This is a genomic window from Kaistia defluvii (assembly GCF_040548815.1).
Taxonomy (GTDB): domain Bacteria; phylum Pseudomonadota; class Alphaproteobacteria; order Rhizobiales; family Kaistiaceae; genus Kaistia; species Kaistia defluvii_A.
In genome coordinates, this window is sequence record NZ_JBEPSM010000003.1 from 163,564 (window position 1) to 183,824 (window position 20,261).

Here is a 20,261-nt window from a genome sequence, read left to right on the forward strand (position 1 = left end):
ACGGGTTCCTACCTTAGAACCACTCTCCTCCATCCCATTTGAGGCTTGCCATGGCGACTGCCAAAGTAACGGATAGTTCCTTCGACGCCGACGTTCTGGGGGCATCCGGCCCGGTCGTCGTCGATTTCTGGGCGGAATGGTGCGGTCCCTGCCGCATGATCGCCCCGGCTCTGGAAGAGATCCAGACCGAAATGGAAGGCAAGGTGACCATCGCCAAGCTCAACATCGACGAGAATCCGGAAATTGCCGTGCGCTACGGCGTGCGCTCGATCCCGACGCTGATCCTGTTCAAGGATGGCGAGCCGGCCTCGATCCAGGTTGGCGCCGCGCCGAAGAGCCGCCTGGCCGACTGGATCAAGGGCGCGATCTGATCGCTTCCCGACAGACTTGGAGTATGGAAACGGGGCCCGATGGGCCCCGTTTTCGTTGGGGTTAACAGCCGGGTTAACGGCGACCGCTTTTGGTCACTTTGGTAGCGTCCCGTTAGCCGCCAGCACCGTGCCGCCGAGATAGAGCGAGCCGCAGATGAGAATTCGGGGCGCGATGCCGGGCGGCAGCAGCTTCTTGATCGCGGCGAGCGCGGCCTCGACGCCCGAGGTTGCCTCGGCGGTGATGCCGGCGGCCTCGGCGGCGGCGGCAAGCTCCAGCGGGTCGCGACCGGCGGCCGAGCCTTCGATCGGCACCGTATAGACATGCCGCGCCAGCCCGGCGAAGGGGCGGAAGAAGCCGACCGGGTCCTTGGTCACCAGCATGCCGGCGATCAGGTAGAGCGGCCGCGACACGCGCTCCTCGAGATCGGCGATCGCCTCGGCGATGACCACGCCGGCGCCGGGATTGTGGCCGCCATCGAGCCAGATCTCGGATTCGGCCGGCGCCTGGTCGACCAGCTTGCCGCTGGTCAGCCGCTGCATCCGGGCCGGCCATTCGACATTCTGCAACCCGGCCTCGATCGCCGCCGTCGGCACGTCGAGGCTCGATTTGCGCAGCGCCGCGATGGCCGCTCCCGCATTGACGAACTGGTGCCGGCCCGGCAGGCGCGGCGGCGGCAGGTCGAGCAGACCGTCCTCGTCCTGGTAGACAAGACGGCCGCGCTCGGCATGCGCCACCCAGTCCCGGTTGCCGATGAAGGTCGGCGCGCGCAGCCGCGCCGCGTCGCGCTCGATCACGTCGAGCACGATGCCCGGCTGCGGCGCCACCACGACCGGACGGCCGCGCTTGATGATGCCGGATTTCTCATGCGCAATGCCGTCCAGCGCGCTGCCGAAGAACTTCTCGTGGTCGACCGAGATCGGCGTGATCACGGCGACGTCGGGATGGTCGATGATGTTGGTGGCGTCATAGCGCCCGCCCAGGCCCACTTCGAGCAGCGTCACATCGGCCGGATGGTCGGCGAACAGCTTGAAGGCGGCGGCGGTGGTGATCTCGAAATGCGTGATCGGCGCGCCGTCATTGACCTTCTCGATTTCGAGCAGCGTGTCGACCAGCTCCGCCTCGTCGACGAAGCGGCCGCCGCCCGGCTTGCCGAGGCGGATGCGCTCGTGGAAGCGGACGAGATGCGGCGAGGTGTAGACATGCACGGAAAGGCCGGCCGCCTCCAGCATCGCGCGCAGGAAGGCGGTGGTCGAGCCCTTGCCGTTGGTGCCGGCAATATGCAGCACCGGGCCGAGCTTCGTCTCCGGCGCGCCGAGCTTCGCCATCAGCGGCTTCAGCCGGTCGAGCGAGAGGTCGATTTCCTTGGGGTGGAGCTGGAACAGGCGCTCCAGGATGACGGTGCTGCGGTCCATGATGCGGTCCATGACGCGATCCCGTGGCGTGGAGAGGATCCACGCAATGCCGGCGGCGGCCCCGGGGGCCGCCGACCGTGATGGTGTGATGGGCGTGTGCGCGGCGCCGATCAGGACGCCAGCGCGACATCCTGTGCCGGCGCGGACTTCGCCTTCGCCTTGGCTTCGGGCTTGTCGATCTGCCGGGTCGGCTGCGGCGTCAGGATTCCGCAAAGCCGCGCGATCGTCTGGCGCAGTTCATGGCGATGGACGACGAGGTCGACCATGCCGTGCTCGTGCAGGAATTCCGAGCGCTGGAAGCCGGGCGGCAGCTTTTCGCGGATCGTCTGCTCGATGACGCGCGGGCCGGCAAAGCCGATCAGCGCGCCCGGCTCGGCGATCTGGATGTCGCCCAGCATGGCATAGGATGCGGTGACGCCGCCCGTGGTCGGGTTGGTCAGCACGACGATATAGGGCAGCTTCGCCTCGCGCAGCGCGATGACGCCGGCGGTGGTGCGCGGCAGCTGCATCAGCGAGAGGATGCCTTCCTGCATGCGCGCGCCGCCGGAGGCGGCGAACATCACGAAGGGCTGCTTGCGGTTCAGCGCCGCTTCCATGCCGGCGATGACCGCTTCGCCGGCGGCCATGCCGAGCGAACCGCCCATGAAGTCGAAGTCCTGCACGGCGGTGACCATCGGCACGCCCTCGACGGTGCCGGCACCGACCAGGATCGCGTCCTGCAGGCCGGTCTTGGTCCGGGCGTCCTTGAGGCGGTCGGTATAGCGGCGCTCGTCGCGGAACTTCAGCGGGTCGATCGCCACTTCCGGCACGGCGATGGATTCATACTGGCCATCGTCGAAGAAATAGGCGAGCCGCTTCGGCGCGCTCATGCGCATGTGATAGCCCGAATTCGGGATCACGTAATGGTTGGCCTCGAGGTCGCGATGGAACACCATCTCGCCGGTCTCGGGGCACTTGATCCAGAGGTTTTCCGGAACCTCGCGCTTGTTCAGGAGGCTCTTGATCTTCGGACGAACGACGTCGTTGATCCAGTTCATCGCGTAATCCTTGTTCAGGCGGCGACCGATTTGCGGGAAGCGCGAACGCCGCCCGAAAGCTCGGATACGAGGGCCAGGACGGCGGGTACGGTGGCGGCCGTGGCGCGGCCCTCGCTGTCGAGCGAGGCGGCGACGGCCGATACGATGGCCGAGCCGACCACGACGCCATCGGCATTCGCGCCGATCGCTGCCGCCTGCTCGGCTGTCCTGACGCCGAAACCGACGGCAACCGGTAGATGGGTGTGACGCTTGATCCGTGCAACGGATTCGGCGACGCGCGAGGCGTCGGGGGCTGCCGAACCGGTGATGCCGTTGATCGAGACGTAGTAGACGAAGCCCGACGTGTTGGCGAGCACGGCGGGAAGCCGCTTGTCGTCGGTGGTGGGCGTGGCGAGGCGGATGAAGTTCAGGCCCGCTTCGAGCGCCGGGATGCAGAGCTCGTCATCGGCTTCCGGCGGCAGGTCGACGATGATCAGCCCGTCGACGCCGGCAGCCTTGGCTTCGGTGACGAAGGCTTCCGAGCCGTGGCTGTAGATTGGGTTGTAATAGCCCATCAGCACGATCGGCGTGGCGTCGTCGAACTGGCGGAATTCGCGCACGAGATCGAGGGTCTTGACCAGCGTCTGCCCGCCCTTCAGCGCGCGCAGGCCCGCGGCCTGGATCGCCGGGCCGTCGGCCATGGGATCGGAGAACGGCATGCCGAGCTCGATCACGTCGGCGCCGGCGCCGGGCAGCGCCTTCAGCAGGGCCAGCGTCGTGGCGGGATCCGGGTCGCCGGCGGTCATGAAGGTGACGAGCGCCGGCCGGCCCTCGGCCTTGAGGGCCGCGAAGCGGCGATCGATACGGGTTTCAGTCATGACAATGGGCCTAGGCTCGATGCTTTGTGACGTCAAGTCGACGGGGAAGCGAAACGCGGAACGGCGCCCCCTTTACCCTTCCCTCGGGAAGAGGGGAAGAACAGGTCGGGAGCCGCGCCGCCGGCATCGGTCAGATGTCCATGCCGAGCAGCTTGCCCACGGTGTGGACGTCCTTGTCGCCGCGGCCGGACAGGTTGATGACGATGATCTTGTCCTTGGCCATGGTCGGCGCGACCTTGATCGCCTGGGCGATGGCATGCGCCGATTCCAGCGCCGGGATGATGCCCTCGACGCGGGTGCAGACCTGGAACGCGTCGATCGCCTCCTGGTCGACGATCGGCACGTACTGGACGCGGCCGGTGTCGCGCAGCCAGCTGTGCTCGGGGCCGACGCCGGGATAATCGAGGCCGGCCGAGACCGAATGGCCCTCGAGGATCTGCCCGTCGGCATCCTGCAGCAGATAGGTGCGGTTGCCATGCAGCACGCCGGGGCGGCCGCCGGTCATCGAGGCGGCATGGCCGTTCTCGACGGCGATGCCGTGGCCACCGGCTTCGACGCCGACGATCTCGACATCCTTGTCGTCGAGGAACGGGTGGAACAGGCCGATGGCATTCGAGCCGCCGCCGACCGCCGCGATGATCATGTCGGGCAGGCGGCCTTCCTGCTCCAGCATCTGCGCGCGCGCCTCGATGCCGATCACCGACTGGAAGTCGCGCACCATCTCCGGATAGGGATGGGGGCCTGCCGCCGTGCCGATCAGATAATAGGTATCCTCGACATTCGAGACCCAGTCGCGCAGCGCCTCGTTCATCGCGTCCTTGAGCGTGCCGTTGCCGGCGGTGACCGGATTGACGGTGGCACCCAGCAGCTTCATGCGGAACACGTTCGGCGCCTGACGCTCGACGTCGGTGGCGCCCATATAGACGACGCAGGGCAGGCCGAAGCGGGCCGAGACGGTGGCCGAAGCCACGCCGTGCTGGCCGGCGCCGGTCTCGGCGATGATCCGCGTCTTGCCCATGCGCTTGGCGAGCAGGATCTGGCCGAGGCAGTTGTTGATCTTGTGGCTGCCGGTGTGGTTGAGGTCCTCGCGCTTGAAGAAGATGCGCGCGCCGCCGAGATGGTTGGTCAGGCCTTCGGCGAAATAGAGCTTGGACGGGCGGCCGGCATAATAGGTCGAGAGCGCCTGCAGTTCGGCCTTGAAGGCCGGATCGGCCTTGGCGTCGTCATAGGCCTGCTGCAGCTCGAGGATCAGCGGCATCAGCGTCTCGGCGACGAAGCGGCCGCCATAGATGCCGAAATAGCCCCGCTCGTCCGGGCCGGTCTTGAAGGAATTGGGCTCGACAGCAACGGTCACGACGAAATCCTCTCGCCGGCAAGAGCCCGGCTGTGGTCAGGGTTGGGTCGAAAGCCGCGAATGGCGGCGATGAAGGCGCGGATCCGGTCGGGATCCTTGATACCGGGCGCGCTTTCCACGCCCGAGGAAGCATCGATGCCAGGGGAATGCGTAACCGCCAGCGCCTGCGCGACATTGCCGGCGTCGAGGCCTCCGGAAAGCATATAGGCAAGGCCGGGGTCAAGCGCATCCAGCAGGTGCCAGTCAAAGGACACGCCATTGCCACCCGGCAGCGTCGCGCCCTTGGGCGGCTTGGCGTCGAGCAGCAGACGGTCCGCCACCGCGGCATAGGCGCCGATCCCCGCGAGATCGGCCGCCTCGCGAATGCCGAGCGCCTTCAAGACGGGCAGGCCGAAGCGGCGGCGGATCTCGGCGACGCGCTCGACGCTCTCGCCGCCATGCAATTGCAGCCAGTCGGGTCGCACCGTTTCGACGATCGCGGCCAGCGCTGCATCATCCATGTCGACGGTGAGCGCGACGATCTCGGCCTTGCCGCGCGCCTGGTCGGCGAGCTGCCGGGCGCGCTCGTTCGAAACGGCGCGCGGGCTCTTCGGAAAAAACACAAAGCCGACCATGTCGGCGCCGGCGTCCAGCGCGGCGTCGAGCGTCTCCTCGGTCGAGAGACCGCAGATTTTGACGGTCACGGTCATGGATTCACGATCAGCCATGGGTTCACGAGCAGCGGCGATGTCACGGTCATGGTTTGGCGCAACGGTTTGGCACGAAAGAGGCGGCAAGTCCAAGAAAAGTCCGCGATGGAAAGTCCGCAATCGCCCGGGCGTTTCCGTGAGCGGATCGCGTGAGGCCTGACGCGGCTCTGACAGAAAGCCATCCACGCCGTGCCGGGAAAGGCGTGGCTTGCGTCAACGCGGCAGGCCCATGCATGGATACAGGGAAGCGCGTTTCACGTGAAAAGGCGGAAGGGGCGGGTTTCCGCCGTTCAGGCGACGCGACGGGGCGCGGGCAGGGTGGTTGCCGGGCTGGCGCTGGCGGCGGCGCGATACTGCGTGTTCTCGCGGCGCGTGTCCTGCAGCTCGTGCCGGAGCTTGCGGGCCTGGCGGCGCCATCGGCCCTGGCCGAGCCAGGCGCCCACGCCGCCGATCAGGACACCGAGCGCGATCGCGCCGAAGACCAGGACGAACAGCGGCATGCTGATGACGACGGCGGGATCGGTCGAATTGAACGGATCCAGCGACAGCGCCACGGCATGGCGGTTGGCGACCGAGAGCGCCACCGCGATGATTGCGATCGGCACCAGGATCACGACCGCAAGGAACTTCTTCATCAACATTGCCTCGAGCCGGACGCCGGAACGCCGCTGACCATCCGGCCAGGGCCTGCGCCAATAACATTCCAGATCACGTTTGGTTCAAGGCGCGGCGCGCGGCCTTTCGAACCGGTCGTGGTCTAGTCCTCGTCGTTGAGACGCTCGCGCATCTCCTTGCCGGTCTTGAAGAACGGCACGTATTTTTCCGTGACCTCGACCTTCGAGCCGGTGCGCGGGTTGCGGCCCTGTCGCGCCGGGCGGTTCTTAACGGAGAAAGCTCCGAAGCCGCGGAGCTCGACCCGATCGCCTCGGGCCAGCGCATCGATGATCTCGTCGAGAATCGAGTTCACGATGTGCTCCACATCCCGTTGATAGAGATGCGGATTTTGCTCGGCGATCTTCTGCACCAGTTCGGACTTGATCACCGCGGCGCCCCCTCAGCGTCGTTCAGACCGGACGGAGCGTGCCAAACGGATAGGAGACCGTCAAGCTGGAGTCTGGAAGGCAGCAGGCCCGCCACGCCGGAAGCATAGAGAAGGTCGGGCGAGAAGCCCGCCTGGCGCGCCAGCCAGACGAAGGCGGCGCTGGAAAAGGAGAACGGGCTGCCGCTGCTTTCCGGCTCCCAGTCGACCACGCGCAACCGCGCATCGACGCCCTTCTTGGTCGTCAGCCAGGCAATCGCCGTCTCCTCGCCGCCGATTTCGTCGATCAGGCCGGCCTCGAGCGCCTGGTGGCCGGAGAAGACACGGCCATCGGCCAGCTGCAGGGCCTTGGGGCGGTCGAGATTGCGACGCTCGGCGACGATGTCGACGAACCAGTTGTAGGTATCGCGGATCATCGAGTCGATCACGGCCAGCGCCTCGGGCGTCGGCGGCGCGAAGGGCGAGGGCGCGGCCTTGAGCGGCGACGACTTCACCTCGGTCAGCTTGATGCCGAGCTTGGCCATCGCCTCGCTCACTTCCGGCGATTGGAACAGGACGCCGATCGAGCCAGTGATCGAGGTGCGGTAGGCGACGACATGGTCGGCGGCGATCGCGGTCATGTAGGCGGCGGAGGCGCCGACGGTGCGGATGGCGGCAACGGTCGGCTTCTTGTCCGAGAGCCTGCGGATCGCGTCATAGAGCGCTTCGCCGCCTGCGGTGGCGCCGCCGCCGGAATTGATCGAGACGATGACGCCCTGGACGGCGTCGCTCTTGCCGATCTTGTCGATCAGGTCGAGTTCGGCGCGGTTTTCGGAAATGAAGCCGGAAATGGTCAGCCGCGCGATATGCGGCCGCGAGCGTCCGCCCAGCGCATCGGGACCGGCCGCGAGCAGGCCGCCGCCGACAATGGCGAGCGCCGCCGCCACGAAGGCGACGACACGCCAGGTCGTCAGCTTTCGCCTCAGGCGTCGGCGATCCAGGATCTGATCCGCGTCGATGCTCATCCATACGCTCCCGGTCGATCTCGAAGACCCTGTACGGGTTATATGTTTTGCACTGCGAAATCAAACAAGACCGTGCCAAGCGATTGTCGGCACTGGCGATTTCGAAAAAATAGCCTCCCAAAACGAAAACGCCCCGGACGAGCCGGGGCGTTTCCTAGATCCATGGGGCGGTGACGATTACTCGTCGGTGCCCTGGCGTGCCTTGAGGGCGGCGCCGAGGATGTCGCCGAGCGACGCACCCGAATCCGACGAGCCGAACTGCGCAACCGCTTCCTTCTCTTCGGCGATTTCAAGCGCCTTGATCGAGACGGCGACCTTGCGGGCCTTCTTGTCGAAGTTGGTGATGCGGGCGTCGACCTTCTCGCCAACGGCGAAACGCTCCGGACGCTGCTCCGAACGATCACGCGACAGATCGGCGCGACGGATGAAGGAGGTCAGGTCGGAATCCGCAATCCGGACTTCCAGGCCGCCTTCGGTCACAGCCGTGATCTCGCAGGTGACAACGGCACCCTTGCGCAGCTCGCCGGAAGCCTCGACGAACGGATCGCCGCCAACCTGCTTGATGCCGAGCGAGATACGCTCCTTGTCGATGTCGACGTCGAGAACCTGCGCCTTGACGATATCGCCGCGGTTGTACTCGTCGATGACCTGCTCGCCGGGGCGGTTCCAGTCGAGATCCGACAGGTGGACCATGCCGTCGACGTCGCCGTCGAGGCCGATGAACAGACCGAACTCGGTCTTGTTCTTGACTTCGCCTTCGACGATCGTGCCGATCGGGAACTTCTCGGAGAAGCTCTCCCACGGGTTCGACAGGGTCTGCTTGAGACCGAGCGAGATACGACGCTTCACCGGATCGACTTCGAGGATCATGACCTCAACCTCTTGCGAGGTGGAGACGATCTTGCCCGGATGAACGTTCTTCTTCGTCCAGGACATCTCGGAGACGTGGATCAGGCCTTCGATGCCCGGCTCCAGCTCGACGAACGCACCGTAGTCGGTGATGTTCGTGACGCGGCCCGAGAACTTGGCCTGGACCGGGTACTTGGCTTCGATGCCAGACCACGGATCGGCCTCGAGCTGCTTCATGCCGAGCGAGATGCGGTGCGTCTCGTGATTGACGCGGATGATCTGCACGCGGACGGTCTGGCCGATCGAGAGCACCTCGGTCGGATGGTTGATGCGGCGCCACGCGATGTCGGTGACGTGCAGCAGGCCATCGATGCCGCCGAGGTCGACGAACGCACCGTAATCGGTGATGTTCTTGACGACGCCTTCGATGATCTGACCTTCTTCGAGGCTCTGGACGAGCTCCGAACGCTGCTCGGCGCGGGTCTCTTCAAGCACGGTACGACGCGAGACGACGATGTTGCCGCGACGCTTGTCCATCTTGAGGATCTGGAAGGGCTGCGGCGTGTGCATCAGCGGGCCGACGTCGCGCACCGGGCGGATGTCGACCTGCGAACGCGGCAGGAAGGCAACGGCGCCGTCCAGGTCGACGGTGAAGCCGCCCTTGACCTGGTTGAAGATGACGCCCGTGACCTTCTCGTTCTTGTTGAACTGCTCCTCGAGACGGATCCAGCTCTCTTCGCGGCGAGCCTTGTCGCGCGAGAGAACGGCTTCGCCGAGAGCATTTTCAACGCGCTCGAGATAGACCTCGACCACATCGCCGACCTTGAGCGCGTTTTCGCGGCCCGGGCCATTGAATTCCTTGAGCGCCACGCGGCCTTCGGTCTTGAGCCCGACGTCGATGACGGCGAGGTCCTTCTCGATGGCGACGATCGTTCCCTTGACGACGCTGCCTTCAAAGAGGTCTTCGTTGGCGAAGGACTCTTCAAGAAGGGCGGCGAAATCTTCGCGGGACGGGTTGGTAACAGCCATGAAATCTCCTGGTGCCATTTCTGGCATGCGTCGGCGGTTGGTGTTGCTGAAACCCGAGATCTCGATCCTGCCCTCGACGGAAATCGGGGCAACCGCATGTGGCGGACCGACGCTTCCGGACCTGGATTCGGGTGTTTTTCCATGAATTCCAGCCGCCAGGCCTCCATCCGGGGATGGGGACCGACGTCGAGACTTCGCGGATCTGGGGCTCTATATAGGCTTGATGCCCATGCGGCAAGGCAAAACTGGCCGATTTCAGCCCTTCCGGCGCCGTAAAACGTTCAATCACTCGTGTCCGGCGTCGACGATCTCGATCGCGGCGGCAAAGGCGGCCTCGGCGTCCAGCGCCGTCGTATCCAGCCGCACCGCGTCGTCGGCCTGGCGCAGCGGCGCCGCGGAGCGGTGCGAATCCCGCTCGTCGCGCTCCAGGATCTCGGCCAGGATCCGCTCATAGGGCACGTCGCGGCCCTTGGCGTTGAGCTCGTCGGTGCGGCGGCGGGCGCGCACTTCCGGCGAGGCGGTGACGAAGATCTTGATGTCCGCCTCGGGACAGATCGCGGTGCCGATGTCGCGCCCGTCGAGCACGGCGCCGGGCGGCGTGCGCGCGAAATTGCGCTGGAAGTCGACCAGCGCGGCGCGGACTTCGGGATGCACGGCGACGCGCGAGGCAAGCTCGCCCGCCTCGCGGCCGCGCAGGTCCGGGTGGTTCAGGTCTTTTGCCTTCAGCTTGCGGGCGACGGCGCCGGCCTCGGCGGCATTGTCGACATCCAGACCCTGTTCGGTCATCAGCCGGCCGATGGCGCGATAGAGCAGGCCGGTATCGAGATGGTTGAGGCCATAATGCTTGGCCAGCTTCAGGGCGATCGTGCCCTTGCCCGCGGCGGCGGGTCCGTCAATTGCGATGATCATGCTGCGGCGGGCTCCGCCCTTTCGAAATGCGCGCCAAGCCCGTTCATCAGGGCCTGGAATTCAGGGAAGTGGGTGTCGATCGCCCGGGAATCGTCGATCGTCACGGGGGCGTGCCCGGCGAGGCCCAGCACCAGGAAGCTGATCGCGATGCGGTGGTCGAGCCGGGTGGCGACCGTGCCGCCGCCGATCCGCGCCGCGCCGCCGGTGACGGCGAGCGATTCCGGCCCCTCCTCGACGGTGACGCCATTGGCGCCAAGGCCGGCGGCCAGCGCCGCGATCCGGTCGGACTCCTTCAGCCGGAGCTCGCTGATGCCGTTCATCACGGTGACCCCTTCGGCGAAGGCGGCGGCGATCGCCAGCGCCGGATATTCGTCGATCATCGAGGGCGCGCGCTCCGCCGGCACGACGACGCCGCGCAAGCGGCTTGCCCGCACGCGCACGTCGCCCACCGCCTCGCCGCCGACGGTGCGGCGATTGTCGATCTCGATGGCGCCGCCCATCTCGACCAGCGTCTCGATCAGACCGATGCGCATCGGGTTCAGCAGCATGGATTCGATCGTCAGGTCCGAACCGTCGATCAGTAGCGCCGCGACGATCAGGAAAGCGGCCGAGCTCGGATCGCCGGGAATGACGAGGGGTTGCGCCTTGAGATCGCGGCGGCCCTCCAGCCGGACCACCCGCTCGCCATCCTCGTTGCGATCGATCTCGAGCGCCGCGCCAAACCGTTCGAGCAGCCGCTCGGTGTGGTCGCGCGTCGGGGTTGGTTCGATGATCGTGGTGATGCCGGGCGTGTTGAGGCCGGCGAACAGCACGGCCGATTTGACCCGCGCCGACGGCACCGGCACGCGATATTCGATCGGCAGCGTGATGTCGGGGCCCTTGAGGGTCAAAGGCAGGCGGTCCTTCGAGCGGGCCAGCACCTGCACGCCCATGCGGCGAAGCGGATCGAGGATGCGGCCCATCGGCCGGGCGCGCAGCGATGCGTCGCCGGTGAAGGTGACGCTGATCGCCTGGCTGGCGACCAGGCCCATGGCAAGCCGGGCGCCGGTGCCCGAATTGCCGAAGTCGATGCAGTCTTCCGGTTCCAGGAAGCCGCCGACGCCGACGCCGCGCACCCGCCAGCGGCCGGGCTCGGTCCGCGTCACGATGGCGCCGAAGGCGCGCATGGCCGCCGCGGTGGCCAGGACATCGTCGCCTTCCAGCAGTCCGTCGATCGTCGTTTCGCCGATTGCCAGCGCCCCCAACATCAGCGCACGATGCGAAATCGACTTGTCGCCCGGCACGCGGACGCGCCCCTGAAGCGGGCGGGCAGAAGCCGCGACCAGGGGGGCGGGCGATGGGGACATGGATGGCATCGGGTCGGCACCTCGGGCATTCGGCACGGGCGAATTCGCGGTCGCGCATGCGGGCTCAGAGACCAGAAGGGACGGTCGTCGGATAGCACGCCTGTCCGCTGCCGTCACCCGAGTTGAGGACCCGGCGGCGCGCGAGTTGACGGCCGTGTCAGAATTGCTTTTGACAGCGCCGATACGAGTCATTATGGGACAGCCGCTCTTTTAACCGATGAGGCACGACGTGGCGAAAGCGGAACTCGGCACCAAGCGGGTCGACCCGGAGACGGGCAAGAAGTTCTACGACCTGAACAAAGACCCAATCGTTTCGCCCTTCACGGGCGTTTCGTATCCCCGCTCCTTCTTCGAGAGCGGACCGGCCAAGGCGCGTCCGGCCAATGTGACGGACGATGAGGACGAAGAGGTCGAGGACGACGTCGCCAAGGGCGCCGAGTTCGTCAGCCTCGAGGAAGCCGATGAAGAGGCTTCCGGCGGCGCCGTTGTGGTCGAGAGCGATGACGACGACGTCGAGATCGTCGACGACGAAGCCGATGACGTCTTCATCGAGGACGAGGAAGAGGAAGGCGACGACGTGGCCGACATCATCGGTGGCGTCGAGGACGAGGAGTCCTGAGGCTATCCACAGGCACCGGTTCGATTTTTGGAATTGGCGCTTGATTTGAAAAAGAGCGCGGCTTAAGAGTTGCGCCGTTCCGGGGGGGTCCCAACCCCTCCGACTTCTGGAACGAGTGGGGCCATAGCTCAGTTGGGAGAGCGCTTGAATGGCATTCAAGAGGTCGTCGGTTCGATTCCGATTGGCTCCACCAATTCCACCCTTCAGGCAACTGAAGCGAACGAAAGCCGCCCCTCGGGGCGGCTTTTCGCGTTCTGGGCTCTTTTCCCCGCAAGCCCCTAGCCTGCCGCGAAGCCCAGTTCCTCGGCATAGCGCGCCGGCGGCTTGCCGACCTGGCGCGAAAAGGCGACGCTGAAGGCGCTGGTCGAGCCATAGCCGATGCGTTGCGCCACTTCGGCAAGGCTGCGGCCCCGGCGCAGCAGGTCTTTGGCAAGCGTGATCCTCCAGTCCGTCAGATAGTCCATCGGCGGCCTGCCGACTTCCCGTTGGAATCGCGTGAAGAAGGTCGAGCGGGAGAGGCCTGCTTCCCTCGCCAGTTCCGCGACGGTCCAGGCGCGGGCCGGATCCGCATGCATGCAGCGCAGGGCCACGACCAGCCGGTCGTCGCCCATGCCCCGCAACACACCGGGGCTGGCCGTCCTCTCGCCGGTGGATCGGAACGCTTCGATCAGCAGCACTTCGAGCAGCCGGGCCAGCACGACATCGCGCGCCGGGCGGCTGGCACGGGCTTCCTCCGCCACCAGTGTCGCCAGGATGCCCAACCGGCTTTCTCCCCGAACGACGACGATATCGGGCAGCAGGGCGACCAGCAGGGTGGCGTCTGGCGATCCGAACCGGCAATAGCCGATCAGCTGCTCGACCTCGACCGGCGCGTCCGGCGAGCCGATGCGGGCGGTTCCATCCGCCTGCATCACGGGCTGGCTGTAGAGCCCCGCCGGGGGCGCCGGGTCGAGGCTCGACATGGTGAAATCCTGGATCGCCGGCACCAACACGAAATCGCCCTGCCGCAGGATGATCGCCGGCTTGCCACCGACCTCCAGCCGGGCGCTGCCTGAGATCATCAGCCCGTAATAGACCTGCCCCACCTCCGTCCGCTGCACCCGCCAGGCGCCGGACGCCCGGGCGATCTTGGAAAAGGGCGCGCCCGGCTGGAGCAAGGTGACGATCTCGGCGAGGGGGTCGGCCATTTTTGGACTCATGCAAATTCAAACTGGATTTTCGATGATAGAGAGTCCGGGTCTCGCTGTCCACATTCGACCCATCGATGAACCAGGAGACTTTCCATGAAGACCGTGATGATCACCGGCTGCTCGTCGGGCTTCGGCCTCGAGATCGCGCGTTATTTCCTCGACCGTGACTGGAGCGTGATCGCGACCATGCGCACCCCGCGAGACGGCATCCTGCCGCCATCGGACCGGTTGCGTATCCTGCCGCTCGACGTGACGGATGCTGCCAGCATCGCCGCTGCCATCGAGGCTGCTGGTCCGGTCGACGTCCTCGTCAACAATGCCGGAATCGGCTGGCTCAATGCACTGGAAGGCACGCCGATGCAGGTGGCGCGTGAACTCTTCGAGACGAACACGTTTGGCACGATGGCCATGATCCAGGCCATCCTGCCTCAGTTCCGGCAGCGGCGGTCGGGCATCATCGTCAACGTCACTTCCAGCGTCACGCTGAAGCCGCTTCTGCTGCTCTCTGCCTATACGGCCAGCAAGGCGGCCGTGAACGCCTTCACCGAAAGCCTCGCGCTGGAACTGGCCGCCTTCGACCTGCGCGCGCATCTCGTCCTGCCGGGGCGCGCTCCCGACACGAGTTTCGCGACGACCGCGCGCGGCCGGATCACCGGCGAGGGCGGCTTCCCGGAGCCGTATGACGATCTCGTGCAGGCTGTGATGGCCCGCTTCCAGCAGCCTGATGACGCCATCACGACGTCGCTGGACGTCGCCGAGGCGGTCTGGCGCGCGGCGACCGATGCCAACGCGCCGATGCGCATCCCGGCCGGCGCCGACGCGGTCGCCCTGTCGCCCGGCGCATAGTCTCGACCGGAAGCCGCGCCGAATGCGACGAGGTGCGCGATGCGCGCCTCGTCTCTTCACAATGCCTTGAGATTTTCTGGTGCTGCGGCGCGAAATTCCCATCTTCCAGACCGTCGCCCCTTGTCGGGCGCCAGGGGCACTCCGAAGCCGAAACGCTGGAGATCAGCCATGAAAAAGAACCTGCTGTTCCTTTCCTTCGCCGGCCTGCTTCTTGTGTCCGGCACCGCCCTTGCCGCGGAGACGCTGAACGGCGTCGTGGCGCGGGCCGATCCGAATACGGGCGAGTTGCAGATCGTTGGCGGTGGTCGCGTCCAGGTCACCGATCCGCGGCTGCTGCGCAATCTCGCCCCCGGCGAACATGTCATCGTGACCCGCAACAACAATGGCACCATCGGTGTGCAGGAAGACAGTTCCTATGCGGGAGCCGGCGACTACTGATCCGCATCCCTTCCGCCGCCAAGGCGCTCTGCGGGGCGGCTGAGGCATTCGGCGCGCTTCCGGGACGGGTGGCTCCGCCCCGGCGCGTTGCATCGACGGAATCGACACGGCTTCCCCAATTCCAGCCCCACTTTTGACCTCGCGCGCCAAGCCGGGATGAGCGAAGCTGGAGCGCGACATCTTCCGGTAGTGGCGGGCGGCTCGGGGGAGGCGGGGATGGAGTCTGCATCGACGCAAAAGCTGTCGCTGCCCAATCTGAGCGCGATGGTCGTCGGCTCCATGGTCGGGGCCGGGATCTTCTCGCTGCCGCAGACCTTCGGCCGCGTCACCGGCGGCTTCGGCGCGCTGATCGCCTGGGCGATCGCCGGCACCGGCATGCTGATGCTGGCGCTGACCTTCCAGAGCCTGTCGCGCCGCAAGCCCGACCTCGACGCCGGCGTCTTCGCCTATGCCAAGGCGGGCTTCGGCAATTATCTCGGCTTCGCCTCGGCGCTCGGCTACTGGACGGTCTGCTGCCTCGGCAACGTCTCCTATTTCGTGCTGATCAAGTCGACGCTGGGCGCGCTGGTGCCGGCCTTTGGCGAGGGCAACACGATCCCGGCGATCGTCAGCTCGTCGCTGATCCTGTGGGGCGTGCATTTCATGATCCTGCGCGGCGTCAAGCAGGCGGCCGGCCTCAACACCATCGTCACCGTCGCCAAGATCATCCCGATCCTGATCTTCCTGGTCTTTGTCGGCTTCGGCTTCAAGGCGGATATCTTCGCGCTCAATTTCTGGGGCGGCGAGGCGGCGACCTTCGGCCATGTGTTCGAGCAGGTGCGCGGCACCATGCTGGTGACCGTCTTTGTCTTCGTCGGCATCGAGGGCGCCAGCGTCTATTCGCGCTATGCCAGGAATCGCAGCGATGTCGGCCTTGCCACCATCCTCGGTTTCGTCGGCGTGCTCTGCCTGCTCGTGCTGGTGACGATGCTGTCCTATGGCGTGCTGCTGCGGCCGGACCTGGCGGCGCTGCGCAACCCGTCCATGGCGGGCGTGCTGCAGGCGGTTGTGGGCCCCTGGGGCGCTGTCTTTGTCAGCCTCGGGCTGATCGTCTCGGTGCTCGGCGCCTACCTCTCCTGGTCGCTGCTGGCGGCCGAGGTGCTCTATTCGGCGGCGCTGATGGAAAGCATGCCGAGATTCCTGGCGATCGAGAACCGCAACCAGGTCCCGGCAGCGGCGCTCTGGCTGACCAGCGGCCTGATCCAGTTGTTCCTGATCTTTACGTTTTTCGCCGAGGAAGCCTTCCTGCTGGCGCTGAAGCTGACCTCGTCGATGATCCTGCTGCCCTATCTGCTGGTCGCCGCCTATGCGCTGAAGCTCGCCTGGACGCGGGAGACCTATGCCGGGGAACCGGCTGCCCGACGCCACGATCTGGCCCGCGCCGGACTTGCCACGATTTATGCGGTCGGCCTGATCTATGCCGGCGGGCTCAAATTTCTGCTGCTTTCGACCGTCATCTACGCGCCGGGCACGATCCTGTTCGTGATCGCGCGGCGCGAGCAGGGACGGCGGGTGTTCTCCGCGGGAGAATGGGTTCTGTTCCTGCTGGCGGCGGCCGGCGCGATCGCGGCGATCTACGGCCTGGCGACGGGCCGGATCGGCGTCTGACCGGGCGGCCACGGCGGGTTTCGGCGCTTTTGGAGATTGCAGGACCAACCGCATTATATGGATGCCGGATTAAAATTTGTTCATGATCCTTGCCACCGATTGTCGGCCGCCCGGCCCGCGCCATGTCTCCATCGTGGGGCAAACAACGGATGAACATCATGCGCAAGATCCTGTTCCTTCTTCCCGTCGCCGGCCTACTGGCAGCCGGTCCGGCGCTCGCCGCCGAGACCTATGGCGGCGTGGTCTCCAACGTCAATCAATCTGCCGGCACTGTCACCGTCGAGGGCGCCGGCACGTTCCAGGTCAGCCAGCCGATGCTGCTTCGCGGCGTCTATAGTGGCGAGCATGTGATCGTCACCAAGAATGACAACGGCACCGTCGGTTTCCAGGAGGACAGCAACTTTTCGGACGGCAGCGGCATCAATACGAAGTGACGTCACGCGACGGCCGCGGCAGTCCGTTCTGCCCTCCGGCTCCAACCGCCTTCCCAGGCCGCCCCAAGAGGGCGGCCTTTTCACGTGGGCTCGTCCGGTTGTTCGTGTCCGTTCGCGATCTTGGCTTGACGTCGGCGGCGGCGATCGAGAAACCTGTCGCCGCGAGGAAAACGGGCCTTGCCGCAACGGGGCGCGACACCGGCTAGACCGGCAAGGTGGCCGCGATCGGGACGGCAGCATCCCGCGATCCAAAAAAGACAAAGGGAATGAAACGCCATGGCACTTGAGACGCGCCCGCTCGGACGCACGGGGATTCCGGTCACGACCCTCGGCTTCGGCTCCGCCCCGCTGGGCGACCTCTATCACCGGCTGGATGACGAAACCGCGCGCGGCGCCGTCGCGGCGGCCGTCGAGGCCGGCGTGACGCTCTACGACACGTCGCCCTTCTACGGCCACGGCCTGGCCGAGCACCGCATCGGCACCGTGCTGCGCGGCGTGCCGCGCAAGTCCTTCGTGCTGTCGACCAAGGTCGGCCGCTGGATGGACCCGCTGCACCAGCCCGCCGACGGCAACACCCAGCCTCCGAACTTCGCCGGCGGCCAGCCGCATCCCGCCCGGCTCGATTATTCCTATGACGGCGCCATGCGCTCGCTCGAGCAGTCGCTGATCCGCCTCGGCGTCGACCGGATCGAGATCGTGCTGATCCACGACGTCGACGTTTATTCGCATGGCGCGGCGGCGGTCGAGGGCCATTTCAAGGCCGCGATGGAGGGCGCCTACAAGGCGCTGGAGCAATTGCGCTCGGAGAAGGTGATCGACGCGATCGGCGTCGGCCTGAACGAGGCCGACATGTGCGAGCGCTTCGCCCTCGCGGGCGATTTCGACGCCATGCTGCTGGCCGGGCGCTACTCGCTGCTGGAGCAGCCGGCGCTCGATAGCTTCCTGCCGCTGGCGCAGGAAAAGGGCATCGGCATGATGCTGGGCGGCGTGTTCAATTCCGGCATCCTTGCCACAGGCCCGGTGCCCGGCGCCAAGTATAATTACCGCGACGCCCCGCCGGAGATCCTCGAGCGGGTGGCGGCGATCCAGAAGGTATGCGAGGCGCATGGCGTGACGCTCGCCGACGCGGCGCTGAAGTTCCCGCTCGGCCATCCCGCGGTCGCCTCGCTGGTCATGGGTTCGGTCTCGGCCGAGGAAACGAAGCGCAACCGCGCCGCCTTCGACCGGCCGGTGCCGGCCTCGCTCTGGTCCGATTTGAAGATGGCCGGCCTGCTGCGCGCCGACGCTCCGACCCCCGCCTGACCCAATCCGGCCGGCGGTGGCACGCGCCATCGCCGGCCGGTTTAGACTATTCCGGCTTCGGCTCGGACGGGGTTTCTTGCGAAAGTGCAGGTCGTTCCAGCTTGGGCGGGCGCAAACCCAGCCGGGCCGCTTCCTCGGCGCCGGCATTCGGCCCCTCCGGCGAACAGCGTTCGCTCGGCGGCGAGCCGCAGACCCGGCCGATATTGGCCCAGCTGACGCAGCGGCCATTCGGCCCGCGATAGCCCGGCCCACCGCGGCAGCCGCAGCCCGAGCAGGCGCTGGCGGGCATCGCCGAGATCCAGGCCAGGGCAACGATTCCCGCGAGAACCAGGAAGATGTCCAGCGGCCTGCCTCGGCCGCTCCGGATCCACGTCATGTCTGCCCCGCCCAAGCGCTAGCTGCCGAACGTTCCCTAAGGTGGGCCTATTGATTCTGGAAACGTGGCGGACGTCAAACACAACTGTCCATAGCCGGGGCGCCGGGCCAGCCGGAACGCGGTCGCGCGGGCAGCCCTGCCTCCAGCGCGAAAAGCCCAAAAAGCAAAAGCCCCGCATCCTGTTCGGAATACGGGGCTTTTTGCAGAAATTGGTGCCCAGAAGAGGATCGGGCAAGCCACTCGTCATGACATTGATATTAAAGGATAATTTCGGTCGACAATTGGGCACTGTGTAACACTCGCGTGCTCACCCCGCAATGCCCCTGTGGACGAGATGCCGTCAGTGGACGAAGCCGGGTTCACCTAATCCAATGCGTGATGGCGATGTCAGGGGAGGTCTGAAGTCGCAAAAAACAGGGGCTCGCATCCGACCGTGGCGCGATGTGCCATCGATCAGTCGAACCCCCTGTTTCCAGTTTCGTAGCTCATGAGATTTGAAAGGCGAAGGCAGCTATCCGCGTCGTTCCCATACACGCCGAGCTGGATCCGTTCTTGGCTCTCGCGCCTTCCAAGGGCTATCTGTTCGCCGACCTCAGGCCGAGCAAGCTCGATGGCAAGCGCGGAGCGGGCATCGGCAAAACGCTTGGGCGACGATTTAAGCCTATAACTGGCCATTCGACGTTTCACGCCTTCCGCAAGAACGTCGCGCAGACCTTCGAGCGGCATCGCATCCCCGACACCGAAGCTGCCCAGATCCTTGGCCACAAGAAGGTTGGGATGACCTACGGCGTCTATTCGCCGAATGGCCTTCGGATTGATCAGAAGCGAGATCTGATCGCGCTGCTGGCATTGCCGGAAGTTTGATTTTGGACGGAACCGGCGGAGGAAACCATAAGGGAGACATTAGGTCAGTCGGATGCGTCCCGGAAGTGTGCAAGGCGGCCATCGCTAGCCTTGCCTGAGGGAGGTGATAACAATCATCCATCAGAATGTGCGCCTGAGTTGTCGTCGCTTCCCCATCTTAACCCTTGAGGACGGCCGCCACGCGACGTTTAGAGACTGTCCGTTGCAATCACAGCGGTGTCGGTCGCACAGGTGCACACGAAAAAAACAGAGGGACCAGCCCTCTGTCTTGACGTTACGATATGTTGCGAACTGGTGACTTTCGCTTGCTCTCGACTCGCTCTCTATCCATAGGGCGATATCGCGCGAACACGGGGCCATCGTCAGTTTCCCATACGGTCCACTTGGCGGCCTCTCCGATGGTTGATTGCATGGCCACATGCGGAGAACCTGCCCACCGGGTCGTGAGCGCTGTGTCAGGCGCAAAGCCTTCTGCGAGAAGGACGCGCGCGCCGTCGAACAACGGCTGGTCTGAAATGCAAATGAGTCGGTCGCCCATACGGGCCTCGGACGCTACCCGGTCAGAGGCTCTGCGGCGGGCCGATGGGATCAGGGTGAGTTCAATGGATTGGTTTGTCATAGATCCAGACATGAAAAAGCCCGCCTGGT

The 20,261-nt window shown here is 65.8% G+C and carries 21 protein-coding genes and 1 tRNA gene; 9 read left to right on the forward strand and 13 right to left on the reverse strand.

All coding sequences use genetic code 11. From position 1 onward, the window contains the following. The first annotated feature begins 50 nt into the window (after nt 1–50). A complete protein-coding gene (gene trxA / locus ABIE08_RS17620; protein WP_354553085.1) occupies nt 51–371 on the forward strand; it encodes a thioredoxin in 321 nt (106 codons plus the stop codon). Nucleotides 372–464: 93 nt separating this feature from the next. On the opposite strand, the gene ABIE08_RS17625 is transcribed toward trxA, so the two are convergent. From ABIE08_RS17625 to aroA, 11 genes are all read right to left on the reverse strand, one after another. Next, nucleotides 465–1,784 (reverse strand): bifunctional folylpolyglutamate synthase/dihydrofolate synthase, encoded by a 1,320-nt coding sequence (locus tag ABIE08_RS17625; protein ID WP_354553600.1) that lies wholly within the window; start codon nt 1,782–1,784, stop codon nt 465–467. A 110-nt stretch (nt 1,785–1,894) separates the two neighbouring features. Beyond that, a complete protein-coding gene (accD, locus tag ABIE08_RS17630) occupies nt 1,895–2,821 on the reverse strand; it encodes an acetyl-CoA carboxylase, carboxyltransferase subunit beta (protein WP_354553087.1) in 927 nt (308 codons plus the stop codon). Nucleotides 2,822–2,835: 14 nt separating this feature from the next. Next, nucleotides 2,836–3,678 carry a tryptophan synthase subunit alpha gene (gene trpA / locus ABIE08_RS17635; RefSeq protein ID WP_354553089.1) on the reverse strand — a complete coding sequence of 281 codons (843 nt, stop codon included), beginning with the start codon at nt 3,676–3,678 and terminating at the stop codon, nt 2,836–2,838. 130 nt (nt 3,679–3,808) lie between these two features. After that, complete coding sequence (gene trpB / locus ABIE08_RS17640) at nt 3,809–5,032, reverse strand: tryptophan synthase subunit beta (protein ID WP_354553091.1); 1,224 nt, start codon at nt 5,030–5,032, stop codon at nt 3,809–3,811. Next, on the reverse strand, nt 5,029–5,721 hold the full coding sequence (locus ABIE08_RS17645) for a phosphoribosylanthranilate isomerase (protein WP_354553093.1): 693 nt from the start codon (nt 5,719–5,721) through the stop codon (nt 5,029–5,031). Before ABIE08_RS17645 ends, trpB begins: the two co-directional genes overlap by 4 nt. A gap of 290 nt (nt 5,722–6,011) precedes the next feature. Further along, the gene (locus tag ABIE08_RS17650) at nt 6,012–6,356 is read right to left on the reverse strand and encodes a LapA family protein (RefSeq protein WP_354553094.1); all 345 of its coding nucleotides are present in this window, start codon (nt 6,354–6,356) and stop codon (nt 6,012–6,014) included. Between the two features lie 122 nt (nt 6,357–6,478). After that, nucleotides 6,479–6,763, reverse strand: a complete 285-nt coding sequence (gene ihfB, locus ABIE08_RS17655; protein WP_018182303.1) for an integration host factor subunit beta — start codon at nt 6,761–6,763, stop codon at nt 6,479–6,481. After that, entirely contained in the window at nt 6,760–7,764 is a 1,005-nt protein-coding gene (sppA, locus tag ABIE08_RS17660; protein WP_354553096.1) for a signal peptide peptidase SppA, read from the reverse strand. Before sppA ends, ihfB begins: the two co-directional genes overlap by 4 nt. A 177-nt stretch (nt 7,765–7,941) precedes the next feature. Beyond that, complete coding sequence (rpsA, locus tag ABIE08_RS17665; RefSeq protein WP_354553098.1) at nt 7,942–9,642, reverse strand: 30S ribosomal protein S1; 1,701 nt, start codon at nt 9,640–9,642, stop codon at nt 7,942–7,944. Nucleotides 9,643–9,927: 285 nt separating this feature from the next. Beyond that, nucleotides 9,928–10,551: a (d)CMP kinase gene (gene cmk, locus ABIE08_RS17670; RefSeq protein ID WP_354553100.1), complete on the reverse strand. Its 624-nt coding sequence runs from the start codon at nt 10,549–10,551 to the stop codon at nt 9,928–9,930. Then, nucleotides 10,548–11,906 carry a 3-phosphoshikimate 1-carboxyvinyltransferase gene (gene aroA / locus ABIE08_RS17675; protein WP_436409574.1) on the reverse strand — a complete coding sequence of 453 codons (1,359 nt, stop codon included), beginning with the start codon at nt 11,904–11,906 and terminating at the stop codon, nt 10,548–10,550. The genes cmk and aroA overlap by 4 nt, the downstream gene beginning before the upstream one ends. Before the next feature lie 220 nt (nt 11,907–12,126). Between aroA and ABIE08_RS17680 the strand changes: the two genes are divergently transcribed. Both ABIE08_RS17680 and ABIE08_RS17685 read left to right on the forward strand, forming a co-directional pair. Then, nucleotides 12,127–12,516, forward strand: coding sequence for a TIGR02300 family protein (locus ABIE08_RS17680; RefSeq protein ID WP_354553104.1), 390 nt, complete (start codon nt 12,127–12,129; stop codon nt 12,514–12,516). Between the two features lie 117 nt (nt 12,517–12,633). Continuing rightward, nucleotides 12,634–12,709 (forward strand) — tRNA-Ala (locus ABIE08_RS17685). An 85-nt stretch (nt 12,710–12,794) separates the two neighbouring features. Here the strand turns inward: ABIE08_RS17685 and ABIE08_RS17690 are convergent. Further along, complete coding sequence (locus tag ABIE08_RS17690) at nt 12,795–13,703, reverse strand: AraC family transcriptional regulator (RefSeq protein WP_354553105.1); 909 nt, start codon at nt 13,701–13,703, stop codon at nt 12,795–12,797. 96 nt (nt 13,704–13,799) lie between these two features. On the opposite strand from ABIE08_RS17690, the gene ABIE08_RS17695 reads away from it, so the two are divergent. From ABIE08_RS17695 to ABIE08_RS17715, 5 genes are all read left to right on the forward strand, one after another. Further along, entirely contained in the window at nt 13,800–14,552 is a 753-nt protein-coding gene (locus ABIE08_RS17695; RefSeq protein WP_354553106.1) for an SDR family oxidoreductase, read from the forward strand. Nucleotides 14,553–14,720: 168 nt separating this feature from the next. Continuing rightward, nucleotides 14,721–14,990: a hypothetical protein gene (locus ABIE08_RS17700; RefSeq protein WP_354553107.1), complete on the forward strand. Its 270-nt coding sequence runs from the start codon at nt 14,721–14,723 to the stop codon at nt 14,988–14,990. 216 nt (nt 14,991–15,206) lie between these two features. Further along, nucleotides 15,207–16,637 carry a basic amino acid/polyamine antiporter gene (locus tag ABIE08_RS17705; protein WP_354553109.1) on the forward strand — a complete coding sequence of 477 codons (1,431 nt, stop codon included), beginning with the start codon at nt 15,207–15,209 and terminating at the stop codon, nt 16,635–16,637. Between the two features lie 158 nt (nt 16,638–16,795). Further along, nucleotides 16,796–17,071, forward strand: a complete 276-nt coding sequence (locus tag ABIE08_RS17710; protein ID WP_354553111.1) for a hypothetical protein — start codon at nt 16,796–16,798, stop codon at nt 17,069–17,071. Nucleotides 17,072–17,347: 276 nt separating this feature from the next. Then, complete coding sequence (locus ABIE08_RS17715) at nt 17,348–18,373, forward strand: aldo/keto reductase (protein ID WP_354553113.1); 1,026 nt, start codon at nt 17,348–17,350, stop codon at nt 18,371–18,373. 46 nt (nt 18,374–18,419) lie between these two features. On the opposite strand, the gene ABIE08_RS17720 is transcribed toward ABIE08_RS17715, so the two are convergent. Beyond that, nucleotides 18,420–18,749 (reverse strand): hypothetical protein, encoded by a 330-nt coding sequence (locus tag ABIE08_RS17720; RefSeq protein ID WP_354553115.1) that lies wholly within the window; start codon nt 18,747–18,749, stop codon nt 18,420–18,422. Between the two features lie 552 nt (nt 18,750–19,301). Between ABIE08_RS17720 and ABIE08_RS17725 the strand changes: the two genes are divergently transcribed. Then, nucleotides 19,302–19,613, forward strand: a complete 312-nt coding sequence (locus ABIE08_RS17725; protein WP_354553116.1) for a tyrosine-type recombinase/integrase — start codon at nt 19,302–19,304, stop codon at nt 19,611–19,613. The last annotated feature ends 648 nt before the right edge of the window (nt 19,614–20,261 follow it).